General features: G+C 56.0%; 19 protein-coding genes and 1 pseudogene. 5 read left to right on the forward strand and 15 right to left on the reverse strand.

What is annotated here, in order from left to right:
- Positions 1-4: 4 nt before the first annotated feature.
- Positions 5-682 (reverse strand): orotate phosphoribosyltransferase, encoded by a 678-nt coding sequence (gene pyrE / locus KIK84_RS07000; RefSeq protein WP_214122362.1) that lies wholly within the window; start codon positions 680-682, stop codon positions 5-7.
- Positions 683-693: 11 nt separating this feature from the next.
- On the opposite strand from pyrE, the pseudogene KIK84_RS16980 reads away from it, so the two are divergent.
- Positions 694-914, forward strand: a pseudogene (locus KIK84_RS16980) (endonuclease/exonuclease/phosphatase family protein); the annotation flags it as partial.
- Positions 915-1126: 212 nt separating this feature from the next.
- On the opposite strand, the gene KIK84_RS07005 reads toward KIK84_RS16980, so the two are convergent.
- Genes KIK84_RS07005 through KIK84_RS07040 form a run of 8 tightly spaced genes read right to left on the reverse strand, consistent with a single transcriptional unit; the run spans position 1127 to position 9772 of the window.
- Positions 1127-2200, reverse strand: coding sequence for a GlxA family transcriptional regulator (locus KIK84_RS07005; RefSeq protein ID WP_214122363.1), 1074 nt, complete (start codon positions 2198-2200; stop codon positions 1127-1129).
- Between the two features lie 4 nt (positions 2201-2204).
- Entirely contained in the window at positions 2205-3188 is a 984-nt protein-coding gene (locus tag KIK84_RS07010) for an NADPH:quinone reductase (RefSeq protein ID WP_214122364.1), read from the reverse strand.
- 14 nt (positions 3189-3202) lie between these two features.
- Positions 3203-3952: an aspartate racemase/maleate isomerase family protein gene (locus KIK84_RS07015; protein WP_214122365.1), complete on the reverse strand. Its 750-nt coding sequence runs from the start codon at positions 3950-3952 to the stop codon at positions 3203-3205.
- 14 nt (positions 3953-3966) lie between these two features.
- Positions 3967-4734 carry an SDR family NAD(P)-dependent oxidoreductase gene (locus KIK84_RS07020; protein WP_214122366.1) on the reverse strand — a complete coding sequence of 256 codons (768 nt, stop codon included), beginning with the start codon at positions 4732-4734 and terminating at the stop codon, positions 3967-3969.
- A gap of 23 nt (positions 4735-4757) precedes the next feature.
- Entirely contained in the window at positions 4758-6392 is a 1635-nt protein-coding gene (locus KIK84_RS07025) for an ABC transporter ATP-binding protein (protein ID WP_214122367.1), read from the reverse strand.
- Positions 6385-7224 (reverse strand): ABC transporter permease, encoded by an 840-nt coding sequence (locus KIK84_RS07030; RefSeq protein WP_214122368.1) that lies wholly within the window; start codon positions 7222-7224, stop codon positions 6385-6387. Before KIK84_RS07030 ends, KIK84_RS07025 begins: the two co-directional genes overlap by 8 nt.
- The gene (locus tag KIK84_RS07035; RefSeq protein WP_250207837.1) at positions 7221-8186 is read right to left on the reverse strand and encodes an ABC transporter permease; all 966 of its coding nucleotides are present in this window, start codon (positions 8184-8186) and stop codon (positions 7221-7223) included. Before KIK84_RS07035 ends, KIK84_RS07030 begins: the two co-directional genes overlap by 4 nt.
- Positions 8186-9772 (reverse strand): ABC transporter substrate-binding protein, encoded by a 1587-nt coding sequence (locus tag KIK84_RS07040; RefSeq protein ID WP_214122860.1) that lies wholly within the window; start codon positions 9770-9772, stop codon positions 8186-8188. The genes KIK84_RS07035 and KIK84_RS07040 overlap by 1 nt, the downstream gene beginning before the upstream one ends.
- A 278-nt stretch (positions 9773-10050) precedes the next feature.
- Here KIK84_RS07040 and KIK84_RS07045 point away from each other — a divergent pair, with 278 nt between their 5' ends.
- On the forward strand, positions 10051-10851 hold the full coding sequence (locus KIK84_RS07045; protein ID WP_214122369.1) for an exodeoxyribonuclease III: 801 nt from the start codon (positions 10051-10053) through the stop codon (positions 10849-10851).
- Positions 10852-10901: 50 nt separating this feature from the next.
- On the opposite strand, the gene KIK84_RS07050 is transcribed toward KIK84_RS07045, so the two are convergent.
- Positions 10902-11726 (reverse strand): M48 family metallopeptidase, encoded by an 825-nt coding sequence (locus tag KIK84_RS07050; protein WP_214122370.1) that lies wholly within the window; start codon positions 11724-11726, stop codon positions 10902-10904.
- A 69-nt stretch (positions 11727-11795) separates the two neighbouring features.
- Here KIK84_RS07050 and KIK84_RS07055 point away from each other — a divergent pair, with 69 nt between their 5' ends.
- The 3 genes from KIK84_RS07055 to KIK84_RS07065 are packed head-to-tail and all read left to right on the forward strand — an operon-like array spanning position 11796 to position 15201.
- Positions 11796-13106, forward strand: coding sequence for an AmpG family muropeptide MFS transporter (locus KIK84_RS07055; protein WP_214122371.1), 1311 nt, complete (start codon positions 11796-11798; stop codon positions 13104-13106).
- A gap of 58 nt (positions 13107-13164) precedes the next feature.
- Positions 13165-13938: a response regulator gene (locus KIK84_RS07060; RefSeq protein WP_214122372.1), complete on the forward strand. Its 774-nt coding sequence runs from the start codon at positions 13165-13167 to the stop codon at positions 13936-13938.
- Between the two features lie 6 nt (positions 13939-13944).
- A complete protein-coding gene (locus KIK84_RS07065; protein WP_214122373.1) occupies positions 13945-15201 on the forward strand; it encodes an ATP-binding protein in 1257 nt (418 codons plus the stop codon).
- 225 nt (positions 15202-15426) lie between these two features.
- Here the strand turns inward: KIK84_RS07065 and waaF are convergent, their stop codons facing one another.
- Genes waaF through KIK84_RS07090 form a run of 5 tightly spaced genes read right to left on the reverse strand, consistent with a single transcriptional unit; the run spans position 15427 to position 19791 of the window.
- Positions 15427-16467, reverse strand: a complete 1041-nt coding sequence (gene waaF, locus KIK84_RS07070) for a lipopolysaccharide heptosyltransferase II (protein ID WP_214122374.1) — start codon at positions 16465-16467, stop codon at positions 15427-15429.
- A 33-nt stretch (positions 16468-16500) separates the two neighbouring features.
- The gene (locus KIK84_RS07075) at positions 16501-16704 is read right to left on the reverse strand and encodes a zinc-finger domain-containing protein (RefSeq protein WP_214122375.1); all 204 of its coding nucleotides are present in this window, start codon (positions 16702-16704) and stop codon (positions 16501-16503) included.
- 30 nt (positions 16705-16734) lie between these two features.
- On the reverse strand, positions 16735-17673 hold the full coding sequence (locus tag KIK84_RS07080) for a branched-chain amino acid transaminase (RefSeq protein WP_214122376.1): 939 nt from the start codon (positions 17671-17673) through the stop codon (positions 16735-16737).
- A 34-nt stretch (positions 17674-17707) separates the two neighbouring features.
- Positions 17708-19114, reverse strand: coding sequence for an ATP-binding protein (locus tag KIK84_RS07085; RefSeq protein WP_214122377.1), 1407 nt, complete (start codon positions 19112-19114; stop codon positions 17708-17710).
- Positions 19111-19791 carry a winged helix-turn-helix domain-containing protein gene (locus KIK84_RS07090; protein WP_214122378.1) on the reverse strand — a complete coding sequence of 227 codons (681 nt, stop codon included), beginning with the start codon at positions 19789-19791 and terminating at the stop codon, positions 19111-19113. The genes KIK84_RS07085 and KIK84_RS07090 overlap by 4 nt, the downstream gene beginning before the upstream one ends.
- Positions 19792-19841 lie beyond the last annotated feature (50 nt).

A 19841-nucleotide genomic window follows, 5' to 3' on the forward strand; every position in this document is an offset into this window, starting at 1 on the left:
CCCCTTATTCCTCTCCCACGCCGTACCGCTCACGGTAGGCTTTGACTCGATTGTGCTGGGAGGCTGCATCAGCCCCTCCGTTGAGCGCCAAATACTGCAGCAAATCACTGAGCTTCGCAATGGCGCATACCGACAACCCCAACTGCTGGCGCACATACTGCACAGCGCTGTAGGAAACGTCTTGTCCATTGTCGGTAGCCATCTCTTGCCTGTCCAGCGCAATTGCGACCGCGTGTGGCGTAGCGCCTGCAGCTTCAATGATGGCGATGGACTCGCGCACTGCAGTACCGGCAGACATCACATCGTCCACAACGAGCACGCGCCCGCGCAGGGGGGCACCTACCAAACTGCCGCCTTCGCCATGGTCTTTGGCCTCTTTGCGGTTGTAGGCAAAAGGCACATTCTTGCCCCGGCGTGCCAGCTCCATCACCACCGCCGCACCCAACGGAATCCCTTTGTAGGCAGGGCCAAACACCATGTCGAACTCCACCCCACTGTCCAAAATACTCTGGGCATAGAATTCGGCCAGTTTCAGCAGCTTGGCACCATCGTCAAACAAGCCTGCATTGAAAAAATAAGGGCTCAGACGCCCGGCTTTGGTCTTGAATTCGCCAAAGCGCAGCACCTGGCACTCCACCGCGAACTGGACGAAGTCCAAGGCCAGGCTCTTGTTTTGTGTCATAGGGGAAATCCTTGTTTCAGTTAGTCAGCCTCAACCTCAACGGCATCCGCTCGGCCCACAGCAAAGGGCTGGCAGACTGGCTGCACACAGTGCGGCCGGATTGTATGGCGGTGCAAGAACTCAAGGCCCAGGGACCCGACGTGCAGTGTAAGTTCGAGGAACTGGCTGGCCTGCAAGGCTATTTCCACTACGCGGAGAAAAAGGCTATTCGAACGTTGCGCTCTACACGCGCAAGCTCTCACACATCTGCGCCTACTCCTCTGCTCCTCCTTCAGTCGGCGCGCGACTATAGCCAAGACCGTACCAACAACAAGTAGACGACTTGCAGTCAACGCGAATACGGGGATTTCGACAAACACGGTTGGATTGCAGCGCAACTGGTTCCCCATACGATATAGACAAAGAATAGTGCGACAGCGAATCAGCCATGTGTCGCCATCAAATTCAATTCTTGCTGTAGCGCGTAGGGTTGGGTGGATCGCCCTCTTGAATTTGAAGAGCTCGTTGGCGGGCAGGTTTAGGCTTTCGATTCAGTCTGCGCAATGAAGCGAAATTAGATTTGCGATTGCCAGCGTCCTCGACTCGGTCACTGGTAGGGCCGACCTGAAACAATGTTTTGTATGCTCGCGAGAAATGCGCTACCGAATTGAATCCACACGCTGTAGCAATAGCGGATGCATTCAATGACGTCTGTTGAAGAAGTTCACGGGCCTTTTCCAAACGAAGTTTCAGGTAGAAGCTTGCAGGTGCAGCACGTAAGTGTGTTGCGAAAAGGCGTTGCAGTTGCCTTGGTGTAACGCCCACACCCACAGATAGTTCAGCAAGGCCAAGTGGCTTATCCACATGGGCAAGCATTAAGCGGATGGCTTCACCAACTCTTTCGTTGTGAGTGCCATAGCGCGGCGCTATCTCCAAGCGCTGAGTGTCGGATGCATTGCGTATCCTGCCAAGGATGATCCAATCCGACACCTGAGTTGCCAGTGCCAGTCCGTGCTGGTGGCGAACCAGCGACAGCATCATGTCGATGCTAGCCGTGCCACCCGCACAGGTAACTGTATTGGGCTGGATTTCGAACAACGAATTGGAAAGCCTAACTCTTGGGTAACGGGCAGAAAAGGGGGCATGCGAATCCCAGTGGAGTGCCACACGATCCTGACCAATTAGTTCTGCCTCAGCCAACACGAATGGCCCCCCATCAATTCCACCGATTACTGCTCCACGTTCCCGCATCTGGCGTAGCCATTCGCCCATGGCCGATCGGTAATACAAGTGCGTATTAAATCCCGAAAGAACAAAAATCAAGCTGGCCTTTTGAACATCGAGAAATGAACCGTTTGACTGCAAAACAAATCCATTGGTTGCCATCACTGAGCCCCCCGTGGGGGTCAGTACGTGCCAGCGGTAGCTACCTTCGCGAAAGTGATTGGCGATGCGAAGAGGTTCAATGGCGCACATGAACCCCAGCATGGAAAACTCTGGCAGTAATAGGAAATGAACATCCAGAGGAGTCTGCGTCATATCCTCAGTCTATATGCACAACAACGCAGCCGCGCACGCTCCCTGTTTCAATGGCCTCATTAGAGTCCGCGAATCGCTCCAAGGGGTACGTGGCACCAATGCGGTGTTGGAGCGTTTGATTCGTTAGATGCTGGTTAATGTCTTGAATGGCCTGCTCCTTCGCAGATTCAGGCATGGCGTAGACAATTACCATGCGCAGCGTCAGATCCATGAACATCATTCGTCGAAACGCTAGCGATGGCTCGGCAACTGACGATGAATAGGTTGCAATGACACCGCCAATACGAATTATTTCAAGAACTGGCATGAGGTTGGCTCCAAAGTCGACCTCGACGACACGGTCAAGCTTTCGACCATCCGTGCATTGCAGCACTAGCTTAGGCCAATTGGGATCGCGATGATTGACAACATGGTCTGCGCCCGCATCCAGGCAATCTTGACGATCTGCTGCGCATGACGCGGTAGCGATGACAGTTGCTCCGCCAAGCTTTGCGAACTGGATCGCGTAGTAGCCCACCCGACCCGCACCACCTGTGACAAGAATCACCTGTCCGGTAACAGGGCCATCAGCAAACACACAGCGGTGGGATGTCATGACCGGGATGCCGAGACATGCACCGATCTCGAAGCTGGTATTGTCAGGAAGCTTTACTGCGCGTCGCGCGTCAATGGCCAAGTACTGCGCGGCAGTTCCATGCAAGCGACCATATTGCGCCTGATACACCCAAACGCGCTGTCCAACCCTGCTTTTGGGGACGCCAGCCCCGACCGCTTCAATCACACCGGCACCGTCGCTATTTGGAATGACCGCCCCAGCATCCAAAAGATTGGGGAACGCACCTGCTCGCTTTTTGGTGTCTGAAGGATTTGTACCGGATGTCTTCATCCTGATCAGTACTTCGCCGTGTGCAGGTGAGGGCGTGGCGAACTCACCAACTTCGATTACATCCTTGGCAGACCCAAATGACTTGAAAAAAGCTGCTTTCACGAACATTCCTTTCACTAATCAAAACCATTTTCAACTGCACAGTTCATGCGTTCTGGCAAGTTCAATGCTTGGCATACAGCGCTGTACAGCGCTCCGTCCGCACTGATGATCGGTTGTTGGATATCGGCTTGAGCCCGCCTTAACCAAGATAGGGTACGCACACCGGAGCCGCTGACGACAACGGCCTGTGAGTAATAGGAACTTCTCAGATTGGCCTCTATGGCGGAAAGAACCTCTACCTCAGTGAATCGATAGCGGCGCAAATCAACTTCTGCTTGCGTCGGGATGATGCCAAGATCGACGAACGTTTTGCATCCTTCAAGGGCATATCCGGCACGCTCCATGAATTGACAAAACTCGTGCTTCCATTCTGCGTTGTAGTAGGGAAACACTGCGGTGAACGTGTGCACACCGATTGCTTTCAAACTATCCAAGACAGCACAACCATTCAGAAGAACCGGAACTCCCGCTGCTTCACTGAGCCGCTGCCCCAATGCGAGGGCACCTGCAATAGTGCCTCCGCCTGCCTGATAGGCAAATGCAGGCCCGACCTGGGCGATGCACTCGCACCCGGCTTCGACGAGTAAGCGCGCAGCATCCAGCAAGTGGGGTTCACTGGTACGAATCGATGCAAAGCTCCAGTCAAAACCTGGTGGCCCCAAGATCGTTTGTGTGACATCAATTTGGCCGGAATGACGGAGTAGAAATTCGTTTGCAGTAGGGTCAAACCAGCCCGGCGCAGCGATGATTCCAAGTCGCTTCATGGAATGTGCGGCACTCAAGCGAGTAGACCACCGTCGACCACCAAGGTCTGTCCGGTCATGTAGTCCGCTCCCGCGCAGAGGAAGAAGATTACCTGCGCATAGTCCACAGGCAGCCCTATGCGTTGCAATGGCAGGGCTATTGCGGCTGCATTGGCTTCCTCGGCTTCCCAAGCACAGTCCCAACCAGACTGGCCAACCCATCCTGGCGCCACCCCATTGACTCGGACGTCAGGCCCCAATCCCTTGGCCAGTTCGCGCGTCATCAAGACCAGTGCAGATTTTCCTGCCGCGTACGCCGTACTACTTCCGCCGCCACCGAATGCCGCAGTTGACGCGACGTTGACCACCGCACCTTTTGAGGCCTTCAAGTGAGGCAAAGCAGACTTGATGCAATTAAATGGGCCGAGCAAATTGACCGACAGCAATTTGTACCAAAAAGCATCCGTTTGACTCTCGAGGTCTGATGCTGGAATAGCAGTACGTGTTCCTGGTGTCGCTGCGTTGTTGATCAGGTAGTCGAGCTTCCCCGTGCGTGCAACGACTGTATCAACCATAGTCGCGATGTCGTCTGAATTGCCCATATCAGCGCCAACAGCAAATACGTTGAACCCAGCTTCTTGCAAGCGTTTCTCTTCTCTCGCCAGTGCTGCACTACCGGGCAGATCATTCACGGCAACAGTGGCACCGCATTGCGCCAGTGCTTCAACTGTTGCCAGCCCAATGCCGGATGCGCCGCCCGTTACCAACGCACACTTGCCATTCAAATTTGCATGAATATTCATTTTTCACCCTCCCATTACTTGTTTCAGGCTAGCGCTTGAGTACGGCCAGCCATGGCTGATTCGAGCCAACCACGCTCCATTCGCGGCACCGATTCGAAGAGCAGCTTTGTGTAGTCGTCAAATGGAGGTGCCAGTACCGTGCTTTTGCTGCCATACCGAACCAGCCTGCCGCGGTGCATTACGGCGATGGAGTCCGCAATCGCCGAAACGGTTGCCAAGTCATGCGAGATAAAGAGGTAGGACACCTTTTCCACTTCTTGGAGTTTCAGCAGCAGTTTGAGTATTCCGTCTGCTACCAAAGGATCCAATGCACTGGTAACTTCGTCACAGATGATGACTTCCGGTTTGGCAGCGAGCGCACGGGCGATGCATACGCGCTGCTTTTGACCACCAGAGAGCTCTGCCGGAAACCTATCTGCGAAGCGGTTACCCAATTCAATCTCGTCGAGCAGTTCGGCTACTCTGCGATCTCGCTCCGCGCCTTTCATTCCAAAATAAAACGTCAGCGGACGTCCGATGATGTCTCGGATACGATGCCTAGGATTCATCGCAACGTCTGCCATTTGATAGATTAGCTGAAGCCTGCGCAGCTCTTCCCACGTTCTTTCCTCCAAGCGGGAGCGCAAAAGGGAACCATGCAAATGCACCTGGCCTTGGGTAGGAGGAAGCAAACCTACCAATACACGCGCCAATGTGGATTTTCCAGAACCTGACTCACCAACCACCGCCAAGGTGCGACCGGCTCCAAGTTCCAGCGAAATGTCTTCAAGAACCTTTGCTTTTCCTCCACCGTACGCTGCAAAAATGCCATCCATGCGCAGGACGATGTCATTGGTCACTGGTTTTTCTAGGTGTTGCAGCGTGCGAACGCTCACCAGATCACGGGTATAGGATTCCTTGGGATAGTGAATAACCTGTTCTGTCTCACCGAGCTCCACCATATTCCCGTTGCGCAGCACCATGATGCGATCCGCGATCTGGGCCACAACAGCTAAGTCATGAGTGATGTAGAGAGCTGCCACATGGGTTTGTCGGATAGCGTCCTTGATGGCCGCGAGCACATCCATCTGCGTAGTAACGTCCAAGGCCGTGGTTGGCTCATCGAAAACAATCAGGTCGGGCTGCGCGCAAAGTGCCATCGCAGTCATGGCACGCTGCAGCTGACCACCGGACACCTGGTGAGGGTACTTGTTTCCAAAATGCTCTGGGTCTGGCAGACGCAGAGTTTTGAAAAGCGCCAGTGCACGCTCCTCAGCCTGCTTGCGCGTCAAACGGCCATGCAGCACTGCCGATTCGACGATCTGATCCATCAGAGGATGAGCGGGGTTAAATGCCAATGCCGCGCTTTGAGCCACATAGGCAATCTCACACCCGCGAATTGCCTGCAAATCTTTGGCCTTCATGGCCGCAACGTCCTTGCCATTGAGTACCACACTGCCGCCAACGATACGTACAGCACCCCGGCCGTACCCCATCGCGGCCAAGCCGATGGTCGATTTACCGGCACCACTTTCACCGATGAGTCCCAAAACTTGCCCTTTGAGCAAATCAAAAGAGACGTTCGAGACTATGGTGTGCACAGAGCGGTCACTTTTTGACTCAACCGCAAGATGCAAGTCACGTACTTGCAGCAGTGCAGATTGAACTTGATCAGACATTGCCCCGCTCCCCATGAATATTGCTGGTCAGGTTCAGTATCCAGTCCGCGACCAAGTTAACTGCGATGGTCAAGAGTGCAATTGCGGCAGCGGGTGCCAATGCCGCAGGAATTCCAAAGACGATGCCTTCTTTGTTTTCCTTCACCAAACCGCCCCAGTCAGCGTCAGGAGGTTGCACGCCCAGTCCCAAGAAAGACAGTGCCGAAAGGAAAAGGACTGCGAAGATGAACCTCATGCCCAATTCAGATACCAGCGGAGTCAGGGCGTTTGGCAGTATTTCCCTAAAGACGATCCATGCGGTTTTCTCACCCCGCAGTCGCGCGGCTTCCACATAGTCCATGACATTGATGTCCATAGCGACCGCCCTTGCCAGACGGTAAACGCGCGTCGAGTCCAACACACCCATGACCAAAATCAGGACAAGTACAGTCGATGGAAAAACCGACAACACCACCAAAGCAAAGATCAAGGTAGGTATGGCCATCAGCACATCCACCAAGCGTGACAGGCACATATCGACCCAGCCTCCTGCCACAGCCGCGACAAAGCCAGCCACCGCACCAAGGCTGAAGGTCAGCAAAGTGGCCAATCCTGCAATGACCAGCGTGGTTCGCGTCCCCAGCACCAGTCGTGACAACAAGTCACGTCCCAAGTTGTCCGTCCCCAACCAATGCTGGGGAGACATAGGCATCCAGACATCGCCAACGATAGCCGCACTGTCGTAAGGTGCCAAAAACGGAGCCAACGTTGCAACCAATGCGAACCCCACACAGAGCAGCAGCCCCACTTGCGCAGAAATGGGCGCCTTAAAAATAAGGAGAAAAACTTTCATTTAGGATGACGCAAGCGCGGATTGGCCACGATGCCGACGATGTCTGCAACAATGTTCAGACCGATGTAAATGCTGGCAAAAACAAGCCCACAGGCCTGCACGACAGGTACGTCGCGCTTCGCAACATGATCAACTAGGTACTGGCCCATCCCGGGGTACACAAAGATGACCTCGATGACGATGACGCCGACTACCAGATAGGCTAGGTTGAGCAATACAACATTGACGATCGGTGCCAAGGCATTGGGTAGCGCATGGCGCACGACAATCTGGAATTCCGAAAGGCCCTTGAGCAGCGCCGTTTCGATATAGGCTGACTGCATGACATTCAAAATGGCAGCCCTTGTCATGCGCATCATGTGAGCCATCACAGCCAAGGTCAGCGCAATGATCGGCAATGCGATGGCATCCAGACGCTCGCTAAACGTCATGCCCTCAAATATGCTGGACATGCTGGAGAACCATTGCAACTTGACTGCCAGCAAGAAGACAAGGACGTAAGCCACAAAGAATTCTGGCAATGCTGTTGTGGCGAGACCGATGGTGGAGAGCGTCTTGTCGACCCAAGTGTTCCGGAACCTCGCCGCCACCAAACCCAGAAAAACGGCAAGTGGCACCGCAACCATTGCAGCGCACCCTGCAAGAAACAGTGTATTCCTTAGACGCTTACCCAGAGCACTCGAAATATCTTGTCCGTTGGACAAGGCCTTGCCAAAGTCGCCGACAACGGCATGTGAAAGCCATCGCGTGTAGCGCACGGACGTGGGCTCATTGAGTCCTAGTTCCTTGCGCAAGTTGGCCAGTGCCTCTGGTGTTGCCGATTGCCCGAGGATTGCTTGCGCTGGGTCCCCTGGCAATAGCTGCGTCCCAGCGAAAATCAACATAGAAACGCCTAGCAGCAGAACCAAGCCCAAAGCAAGGCGTCGAGCCACCAGCGCAACCACAGAAGCACGTGGATTCATCAACCCTCCAGCCAGCACTCAGACGCGGCCATATACCCCATCATTTCCATATTAGGGTTCTTCACCCACCCCTTCACCTTGGGGCCAATGGCTGCGATCGTGTCGTTAAACATTGGAACAATCGTTCCCCCTTCGTTGCTGACCATGAGTGACATATCCTGATATAGCTGTTTGCGCTTCGTCGGATTGAGCTCTCCGCGCGCAGCGATCACCATCTTGTCGAAAGCCGGATTGATGAATTTCGATTCATTCCAATCCGCTCCACTGATGTAAGCGGTAGAGAACATCTGGTCCTGAACAGGGCGCCCTTCCCAATAGGACATGCAAAATGGCTGCTTGTTCCAAACTTCGTTCCAATAGCCATCACCTGGCTCGCGCTTGACTTCCACCTTGATACCGGCCTTTGCAGCGCTGGCTTGAAGTAGTTGTGCAGCATCGACAGCACCGGGGAAGGCGACTTCGGAGGTACGCAGGATTACTGCATCCTTGTAGCCCGACTTCTTGAAGTGGAAGGCTGCCTTGTCCGGATCAAATTGGCGTTGAGGGAGCTCGCTGAAAAGCGGGTAAGCAGAATTGATGGGCGTGTCGTTACCTACCGAACCATAGCCACGCAGAATCTTCTCGACCATTTCCTTGCGATCCGTGGCGTATTTCATGGCCAGTCGGAGATCGGGATTGTTGAACGGAGCCCCATTGCACTGCATGATCATCACGTAGTGGGCACGACCAGATGCCGTCTGGATCGATACCCCCGGAACGTTTTTAATCATGTCGACAACCTTGGGGTCGACGCGGTTGATCATGTGAACACGGCCGCTTTGCAACGCTGCCATGCGTGCGGTAGTGTCATTGAGTACGATGAATTCAACTTGCTCTGCGAAGCCGCGCACGTTGGCAGCCCAGTAGTTGGCAAAGCGTGTCCCTACATAGCGAACACCAGGCTCATAACTTCCCAACTTGTACGGACCGGTACCGATTGCGGCGGTTGGATTGTCCTTACCACCATTGGGTTGAATCAAGAGGTGAAAGTCGTTGAGCAGATAAGGCAGATCCGCATTCGGATCTTTCAAGATGAATACCACGTTATCACCGTCACGCTTTACCGACGCCACACCGCGCATGATTCCCAAGGCACCAGACTTGGTGTCTGCGCCAGAGTGGCGCTCCATGGTTGCAACCACATCGTCTGGCGTCATTTCCTTGCCGTTGTGGAATTGGACGCCCTTGCGAATCTTGAATGTCCAGACTTTTGCATCCTTGGACGAACTCCATTCGGTAGCCAATTTAGGACGTAACTCTCCTGAAACCGTGAGTTCCACCAGTTCTTCGCCCCATGTACGACCGATGTTGTTTGGAACCGAGGCTGAGGCCAAGGCTGGATCGAGACTGTCAGTAGCAGTTCCTCCGGCCAACCCAATGCGCAGTATCCCGCCACGTACAGGGTTTGCAGCGTAGGCACTGTGTGCCATCATGAGATTGAGTGCACTGACGGAGATTCCCGCTGCCGCAGCACGGCCTAAAAAGTCTCGGCGTGAATGCCGACCATCGGCCAGAATTCGACTCAGATCACTCGATTGCATCGGCATACGTACACCTCCAGAAGATTTGTCACCAAGAAACTCAGTAACGCTCAGTCTAGAAAGACTCAAACGACATCTTCTTCAGTGCATACCCGAGAAGCGAACGTCGTATTTGTGCAAACTACCGTCGTTTTTGTCCATTCCCAACCTCTAAAGCAGATTTTGAATGCTTGGAATCACCGCATGGCTCACGCTTAACTGGGCTGCTGCCCAAGACTCAAAGAACAGGGCTCACGACTCTAGCAACAGCCATAATGGAGTTCACCGACTACGAAGAGCCACCCATGAAAATCATCACTGCAAACCTGAACGGAATCCGATCCGCAGCCACTAAGGGCTTCTTCGAATGGGTCCAACAGCAAGATGCGGATGTACTCGGCGTGCAGGAGATCAAGGCGCAGGCTGATGTTGTTGAAGGCACCTACTGCCAATTGGCAGGCTTGTCTGGTCACTTCCATTACGCCGAGAAGAAAGGCTATTCCGGTGTCGGCCTGTACACCCGCGTCGAACCTAGCGACATCGTGATGGGGTTCGGTGTTGCCGAATTTGATGCAGAAGGTCGTTGGATTGAAAAGCGCTTCGATAAGCCGGGTCGCAGGCTCAGCGTCATCAGTTGCTATTTCCCGAGTGGCTCCAGTGGAGAGGAGCGTCAGCAGGCCAAGTTCCGGTTTCTTGACGTGATGGCCCAGCACCTAGCCAAGCTAAAACAGCAACGCGAGTTCATCCTAGTCGGTGATGTGAATATCGCTCACATGGAGGCCGACCTGAAGAACTGGAAAGGCAACCTGAAAAACAGTGGTTTCCTGCCCGAAGAGCGCGCCTGGATGTCTCAATTACTGGGCACCGAGAAGGGCCAGGGCGGTCTGGTGGACGTGTACCGCCAACTGCATCCCGACACCACCGATGCCTGCTACACATGGTGGAGTAACCGCGGTCAAGCCTATGCCAAGAACGTGGGCTGGCGCTTGGACTACCACCTGGCCACCCCGGCGCTTGCGGCCCAAGCCCGCCACTGCAGCATTTACAAGGATGTCAAGTTCAGTGACCACGCGCCGGTGACCATGGACTACGACTTGGCGCTGTAAGCGCCTGCCATAACCTTGCAATGCCCGTGTAATTGCCTCGTGTGTCCCCGTTACTGAGGGCGCTTGGCGCGTTGGTAGAGCGGCTCCACATCGGGCATCGCCGCCTCCATGTCGCCAATGCGGGTGTCACTGGCCGGATGGGTGGACAACCACTGGGGTGGTGCGTTGCGGTTGGCTTGGGCCATTTTGGTCCACAAGCTAATGCCTGCTCGGGGGTTGAATCCAGCACGCGCCGCCAGCTCCATGCCGACCAAGTCGGCTTCGGTTTCGTCCTCGCGGCTAAAGCGCAGGGTGAGCAATTGCGCCCCCATCTCCGTGATACTTTGGCCCACTTGCCCTAAGCCAAAAATCTGCGTGATCAGATTTGCGCCTATGCCTGTGGCGGCGGTTTTACCCATGCGCTCGCGGGCATGCTCGCGCAGGGCATGGGCGATTTCATGCCCCATAACCAAGGCTACTTCGTCGTCAGTGAGCTGCAACTTGTCCAAGATGCCGGTGTAAAACGCAATCTTGCCACCCGGCATGCAAAAGGCATTGACTTGGTCGCTTCGCAGCAAATTGACCTCCCATTGCCACTCTTTGGCACGCGGATTCCATTCTTGCGCAAAGGGAATGAGTTGCTGCGCGATGCGGCGCAGGCGTTGCAGCTGCGCGTTTTGTGACGTGGCCACGGCTTGCTTGCCGCGCGCTTGGCTGAGCATTTGCTTGTACTGCTGGGCCGCACTGGCCTCGACCTCCTCAGCGGGAACGAGCTTGGCAAAAGCCGATCGTTCGCCCACCTGCACGCCCTCGCGGGCACTCACCAGCCCCGCATGGACAGCAACCAAGGCCAACAACCAGGCCATGCACAACTTGCCAATAGCGTATTGCTCCATCGTTACGTCTCCTCACTCGCCAGTATTATTCCCTGCATGTGCAATTCCCCCTCGCCACAAAACCCACCCATGCCCCAAGACAGCCCACCCAAACACCCATGGCTGCGGGCTTGGCGCGTGTACGCCCAACCGGCTTGCCTGCGCATGCTGTTGCTGGGTTTTTCCTCTGGTCTGCCACTGTTGCTGGTGCTGGGCACCCTCAGCTTTTGGTTGCGTGAAGCGGGGGTCAACCGCAGCAGCATTGGCTACTTCAGCTGGGTGGGGTTGGCATTTGCATTCAAATGGACATGGTCGCCTTTGGTTGACAGGCTGTCGTTGCCACTGCTCACGGCCCGCTTGGGACGTCGCCGCAGCTGGCTTTTGCTGGCCCAAACGGGCATTGTGCTGGGCTTGCTGGTATTGGCCCTCCACAACCCACTAGACAATTTGGCCTACACCGCATGGGCTGCGTTGCTGGTGGCCATCGCCGCGGCCACGCAAGACATTGCGCTCGATGCGTTTCGCATCGAGTCGGCCAACACCGACGAGCAAGCCGCACTGGCGGCCACCTACCAAACTGGCTACCGCTTGGCCATGATTTGGGCTGGTGCAGGCGCTCTGTGGGTGGCTGCACGCGCCCAAGGCAACACGGTGGGCTACGACTTTGGCGCTTGGCAAACGGCGTACTGGGCCATGGCCCTGTCTATGCTGCCGGGCATGGTGACGGTGCTTTTCAGTGCAGAACCCCATCCAGTGGCTTTGCCCCCCACACGCACAGCACAGGAGTGGATAAACCAAGCGGTGGTGGCCCCATTTGCCGACTTTTTCCGTCGCTACGGCTGGCATGCCGCTGCCTTGCTGGCGCTCATTGGGCTGTACCGCATCAGCGATGTGGTGATGGGTGTCATGGCTAATACGTTTTACGTGGACATGGGCTACACCAAAGACGAGGTGGCTGCAGTGACCAAAATCTATGGCGTCATCATGACGCTGGCAGGCTCCTTTCTGGGTGGAGCGCTGGCTATGCGCTGGGGGGTGATGCGGGTTCTCATGCTGGGGGCCGTGCTCAGCGCAGCCAGCAATTTGCTGTTTTCGTGGCTGGCCGGTCATGGGCACGACCTGAACGCCTTGATCGCCGTCATTTCGGCCGACAACCTGGCTGGTGGCGTGGCCACTGCGGCCTTCATTGCCTACTTGTCATCGCTGACCAATATCAGCTACTCGGCCACCCAATACGCATTGTTCAGTTCGTTCATGCTCTTGATTCCGAAAACCTTGGCTGGTTATTCGGGCGAATATGTGGACGCTTTCGGCTACAGCGCCTTCTTTACCAGTACCGCGCTGCTGGGCGTTCCGGTTATCCTGCTGCTGTTCTGGATAAACCATAAAAACAGGCCATAAGCCTTGTTGGATAAGCTGAAGTCACTATTATTTTGATAGCAAACCTGCTAGAAACACTATGGCATTGCAACACCTACACCTTATCGAAGACGACGAACGCCTAGCCAAAATGGTGGCGGAGTACTTAGGGCAATCGGGCTTTACCGTCAGCCACAGCGCCTCAGGCACAGATGGCTTGCTGCGCTTGGAGTCCGCCAGCAGCACGCCCATTGATCTGGTCATTCTGGACATCATGCTGCCTGACATGGACGGTTTGGAAGTGTGCCGTCGCATCCGTGCGCTGCATGCTCCTATCGCATCCATACCGGTAGTCATGCTCACCGCCAAAGGCGATGCCATGGACCGCATCATTGGCCTTGAGATTGGTGCGGACGACTACATGGCCAAACCCTTTGAACCCCGTGAACTGCTCGCCCGTATCCGCGCAGTGCTGCGGCGCAAAGCCGATCCTGCCACCGCAGGAACCGTGTCAGCCCCCAACAGCCATGCAATCACCATGGGCAGCCCTACTGGCAGCGAATCGCAACTGCTCCAATTTGGCAGCTTGGAAATCGACCGCGATGCCCGTGTTGTGCGCGTACAGGGCAAACGCTGCGACTTGACGGCCTACCAATTCGATCTGTTGGTGGCATTGGCTGAGAACGCAGGCAAAGTGATGAGCCGCGACAAAATCATGGAAATTGTGCGTGGGCGCGAGCTCGAAGCGTTTGATCGCTCGATCGACGTGCACATGGGCCGCATCCGCGCTGCCATCGAAATAGACGTCAAGAACCCCCAGCGCATCTTGACCGTGCGCGGTGTGGGCTATGTGTTTGCGCGCCACCAAGACTGACACACCATGAAGCGTCTTTATCTGCGCATATGGCTCACGGTGGTGCTCACCGTGTGCATATTGACCCTGATTGTCGGCTGGACATGGCAGATGACCGAAGAAGCGCCTCCACGTGAAGTAGTGGTCAGCGATGAAGAAGGCAACATTCTTGGCAACGGTTTGGCATACGCTGGCCCACGTTCACACAACCCCAACGAACACCACTTGCCCCCGCCTCCTCCATTTTTTGCTTTGCGCTTAGGGGACAAACCCAATTTTTCGCTGGCAGGACGCTCTCCGGAATTCGAATTGATGATGGAAAACGGCGAAATCGTTTTCCTGCACATGCCACGCACAACCGACAACATCCACAATCCACTGGGCTTTTTCTGGACTCTGGTGCTAGTGGGCATTGCCGTGGCCATGGGGGCTTACCCCGCTATTCGTCGCCTGACGCGGCGCTTGGAACATTTGCACAAAGGGGTAGAGCGCTGGGGCCGCGGCGACTTGAGTTCCCGCGTCGATATCAAAGGCAAAGACGAAGTGGCCTTTCTGGCCCAAAGCTTTAACCGGGCAGCAGAGCAAGTGCAATCCTTGGTGAATTCACGCGAGAACCTATTGGCCTCGCAAAAAGCCTTGCTGGCCAATGCCTCACACGAATTGCGCTCCCCTTTGGCCCGCATCCGCATCGGCTTAGAACTGATGGGCAGCACTCCCACGCTACACACCCGTAACGAAATTGCGCGCAACATCGCTGAACTGGACGCTTTGATTGAAGAAATATTGCTCGCCAGTCGCTTGGACACGCACGAAACCGATTTGGGGCCCCTTGAAGATGTGGACTTGGTTGGCCTGAGCGCAGAAGAATGCGCCCGTACCCAAGCCCTGCTGGATGTACAGACCACCGAGATACTCGTGCCCGGCGTCAGCAAACTGCTGCGCCGCGTCATTCGCAATCTGTTAGAGAACGCCCGGCGCTACGGGGGCAACGACGTTTGCTTGCTGCTGCGCACCCACGAGCAAGAAGCCGTATTGCAAGTGCATGACTCTGGCCCGGGTGTACCCGAGGACAAGCAAGAACGCATCTTTGAGCCTTTTTACCGCTTGCCTGGCGCATCGGAGCGCGAAGGAGGTGTGGGCTTGGGCTTGGCCTTGGTTAAGTCGATTGTGACGCGCCACGGCGGCAGCGTCAGTTGCCGCAACCGTAGCTTGGGCGGTGCTTGCTTTGAAGTACGCCTGCCATTGCGCTCCTGCGCACCCTTGGTGTCCGTAGATTCGGAATAACTTCTTACATTTTGCAGCATGCAATTCCCCCGTCCGAGGGATGGTGGCTTGCGATAGCAATGCGTACAGTTACTACCTGACTGCTGTCACAGTTCTCAAGGATTGCAGGGTAGCCCGGAAACAGCATAAATACCATTGGCTAACCCTCTACCGGTCCAACGACGTCCCCTCGGGGACTTGAAGCCACCCTCACCGGTGGCTTTTTTTTGCCTGCTGGACAGCTTTTCAAGCCTGCAAGGCTTGCAGCACGCGCTCAGGGCTTATGTCTTGCAAACAGCGCGTGTGGCCCAGCGGACATGCACGCTCGAAGCAAGGCGCGCAATCCAAAGCAGGTTGGTACTGCGGATCTTCTTTAAGCCAAATGACATGGGCTTTGTCGCTGAGCGGTGGTGTATGCAAAGGACTGGACGAGCCAAACACCGCCACTTGGGGCACATGGAAAGCCGCCGCCACGTGCATAAGCCCCGAATCGTTGCTCACCACCGCATGGGCTTGGGCGATCAAGGCCATGGCCTGCTCCAAACGGGTTTTGCCTGCCAGATTGATGCAGTGCGGCGACTCCCCCTTGCGCTGCGCGTTGACGGCACTGGCAATGGCCTGGCAAACCAGCGCATCTTTGCCCGAACCCAAGAGGACAACTGGCAAATCCAATTGCTGGGCCAGCGCAATGCAGTGCGCCACAGGCCAACGTTTGGCCTCCCCATACTCAGCCCCTGGGGCCAGCACCACGTAGCCACCAGCCTGCAAGCCAGTGTGCTGCAAGGCCTGCTCCAACGTCGCTGCGGGCAAAGCCAATTGCGGCTGAGGTTGACTGTGCGGCTGGCTGACTGCGCCCTGAGCAGCGGGCTTGGCCAGCGCCAGATAAAAGTCCACCATGGGAGGGCGATGGGCTTTGGATGGATTGGGCACGCTATCGGTCAGCAACCACTGGCGCATCTCCCCCACATAACCCACCCGCCGGGCAATGCCAGCCCACCATGGGATGAGCGCGCTCTTGAGCGAATTGGGGGCGATGTAGGCCACATCAAAACGCTGCGCTGCCAGTTGCTTGGCCATGGCGCGGCGCGCTTGCCACTGCAGGCCGCCATGGGCAAACGGAAACTCAACCACCTGCTGCACTTGGGGCATGGCCCGGTACACGGGTGCAACCCATGGCAGAGCCCCCACGGTGATGGACTCACCGCGCTGTGCCAACACCCGCAGCAGGGGCTCGGTCATGACAGCATCCCCAATCCATTGGGGCGCAATCAGCAACGCAGCCGTCATGCCTTCGTGCACCTACCCACTGGCCAGCGAGGCTCAGTGGTGTGCAGCAACGTGTTCACCGGCTTTGAGGCGGTATTCGGTGCCACAGTAAGGGCACTTGGCTTGGCCAGTTTTGGCCACATTCAGGTACACCTTGGGGTGGGTGTTCCAAGTTTCCATCTGGGCTTTGGGGCTGGGGCAGTACACACCGCCTTCGCGGTTCAGGTCTTTGGCCAACAATTCAACTACTTGGGACATGGAATCAATCTCCTGCTTAAGGGGAAGCGCTCAGACCAGGGTCAGCCAGTGGGCGTATTTCGGGTTGCGACCATTGACGATGTCAAAGAAGGCCGATTGGATTTTCTCGGTGATGGGGCCACGCGAACCGCTGCCCAGTTCAATGCGATCGAGTTCACGGATAGGGGTGACTTCAGCTGCGGTGCCGGTGAAGAACGCCTCGTCAGCAATATAGACCTCGTCGCGGGTAATGCGTTTTTGCACGATCTCCAGTCCCAAGTCTTTGGCAATGTGGAAGATAGTGTTGCGCGTGATGCCATTCAAAGCACCGGCCGACAAATCGGGGGTGTAAATGACACCGTTCTTGATCACGAAGATGTTCTCGCCCGCGCCTTCAGACACAAAGCCACTGCTATCGAGCAGCAAGGCTTCGTCGTAGCCGTCATCGGTGGCTTCCATGTTGGCCAAGATGGAGTTGGTGTAGTTGCTCACCGCCTTGGCTTGCGTCATGGTGATGTTGACGTGGTGGCGTGTGTAGCTGCTGGTCTTGACGCGGATACCGCGCTTCAAACCCTCTTCGCCCAAGTAAGCACCCCACGCCCAAGCGGCCACCATCAGGTGGATGGTGTTGCCCTTGGGACTCACGCCCAGTTTTTTGTCGCCCACCCAAGTGAGGGGGCGCAGGTAACCGCTCTCGAGCTGGTTTTCACGCACCACTTGGCGCTGTGCTTCGTTCACCTGCTCGATGGTGAACGGTATCTTCATACGCAAAATTTTGGCGCTGTTGAACAAACGCTCTGTGTGCTCTTGCAAACGGAAGATGGCCGTTCCCTTGTCCGTCTTATAGGCACGTACGCCTTCAAAAGCGCCGCAGCCATAGTGCAGCGTGTGGCTCAGCACATGGATTTTGGCGTCACGCCAATCGACCAGTTGGCCATCCATCCAAATTTTGCCATCGCGATCGGACATCGATGCAGGAACTACGCTCATAGGGAAAAGTCCTCGTTGCAAGAAGAGCGCGATTTTACGGGGCTTCTACCCATCCAGTGCGCAGTTCCACCCGCAAGCCACCGAGAGTGGGGCTGCGCTGCACCTGCACCGACAAACCCAACAAGTCCGCTATGCGGCGCACGATAGACCACCCCAAACCGCTACCACTTTGCTCGGTACCCAGCACACGAAAAAAACGCTCACCCAAGCGATTCATGTCCTCTGCGCTCATGCCCGGCCCGCTGTCTTGCACGCATACCTGTAGCTGTGATGTACCTTGCACCAGCACATGGGTCAAAGACACTTGTACCGTGGCTTGGATTGGGCTGTAGCGAATGGCGTTGTCCACCACGTTGCGCAGCAAAATCCCCCACAACGCAGCCGTGGCTTGCGGCACTTGGGCTTGTCCATCGGTATCGTCGTGCAGCTCTAAGTTTTGCTGCTTGGCCCACGCCATAGGGGCCATATCGGCCAATAGCTGCTGCACGGCGTCTGACAAGCGCAGCGTGTTTGTCGTACTCGGGCAAAGAATTGCATCCACCGGTGCGTCCAAACGGGCTAACACCAGCAATTGATCTACCACGTGACTGGCCCTGTCACACCCGGCCATGGTGGTCTGCAAAGCTTGGAAAATCACATCCGTGCGGGCATCCATCCCGTGCAAAGCACCCAGCGCCACTTGCGCCTGCGTGCGTATGGCCGCAATAGGGGTGCGCAACTCATGCGCAGCATCGGCGGTGAAGCGTCGCTCATGCTCCAGCATACGCGCCATGCGTGCCAGCAATTGGTTCAGTGCATCGAGCAAGGGCTGGATTTCTTGCGGCAGAGGTCCCGCATCCAACACGTGGGTATCGTCTGGCTGGCGCTGCAACAAAGCCGATTGCAGCTTACGCAGCGGCTTGAAGTTGTTCCGAACCAGCCACACCACCAGCAATGCCATGACAGGCAAAGACAGCAGCAAAGGCACCAACATGCTGCACAGTACCTCCGTAACGATAGAGTCCCGTGTACGCCACTGCTCCCCCACCAACACCGTGGTGTTGTGCTGCGCATCGTGCACCGCAAATACCCGCCAGCGCGAGCCATCGGCTTGCTGAACCGTCACAAAACCATTGCGGGTCGTCGTAATAGGCTCAGACGGGGCATTGCTGGAGCGACAATGCAACACACCATCACGGAATATCTGAAATACCGTGCGCGTGGCGTAACGGTGTAGCAAGGGAACATCTTCGACGGCCTCATCGTCCTCAAGGAGATTGGCCTGCATGAGTAGCGATGCTGCCGATTGGGCCAAATGGGCATCCAGCAACTCCCCCATTTCGTGCCGCATGGAGTGCGCTGCCGACACCATGGCCAACACACTGACAACCAGCATGCCCGTCACCAGCAGCACCAGCAAGCGTGCCTGCATAGAGGCCATCCACTGTTGAATACGCTTCATGATCGCTCCTGAGCGCCAACGGCTATGCGCATGGCATAGCCCACACCGCGCACGGTGATGATGGCATCGGACCCCAACTTGCGGCGCAAGTGGTGCACATGCACCTCTACCGCATTGCTTTCGACCTCTTGGCCCCAGCTATACAGCTGTTGCGCTAGCTGGGCACGCGTCACCACCTGCCCTGGGTGACGCATCAAAGCCTGTAGTACATCGAACTCTCGCGCTGAAAGCAACACAGGCTCACCGTCCTTGCACACCTGTCGCTTGGCCACATCAAGCACAATGTCGGCGCATTGCCACTTATCCTGCGCCTGCCCGTGCGAACGGCGAATCAATGAGCGCAAACGCGCTGCCAGTTCGTGCAAATCAACAGGTTTGACTACATAGTCATCTGCCCCAGCATCCAATCCCACGATGCGCTGCGCGATCGCATCTCTGGCCGTCAAAACCAAAATTGGCGTCACCACCCCCGCCGCCCGAACTTGGCGCAGCACTTGTAAACCATCCTGCAGGGGCAAGCCCAAATCCAACACAGCAGCCAAGTAAGCACCGCCGCCTAACTCGCGCTCTGCGGCCAATCCATCACGCACCCAATCTACCTGAAAGCCCTGCTGACGCAAACCAGCACGCAGCGCATCGCCCAGCATGGAATCATCTTCCACCACCAATACACGCACATTGCCTCCTTGCACTTATCGGTGCATATTTACGGATTATTAACACTGCA

The organism is Curvibacter sp. CHRR-16, assembly GCF_018474005.1.
In the GTDB taxonomy this organism is placed as follows: domain Bacteria; phylum Pseudomonadota; class Gammaproteobacteria; order Burkholderiales; family Burkholderiaceae_C; genus Allorhodoferax.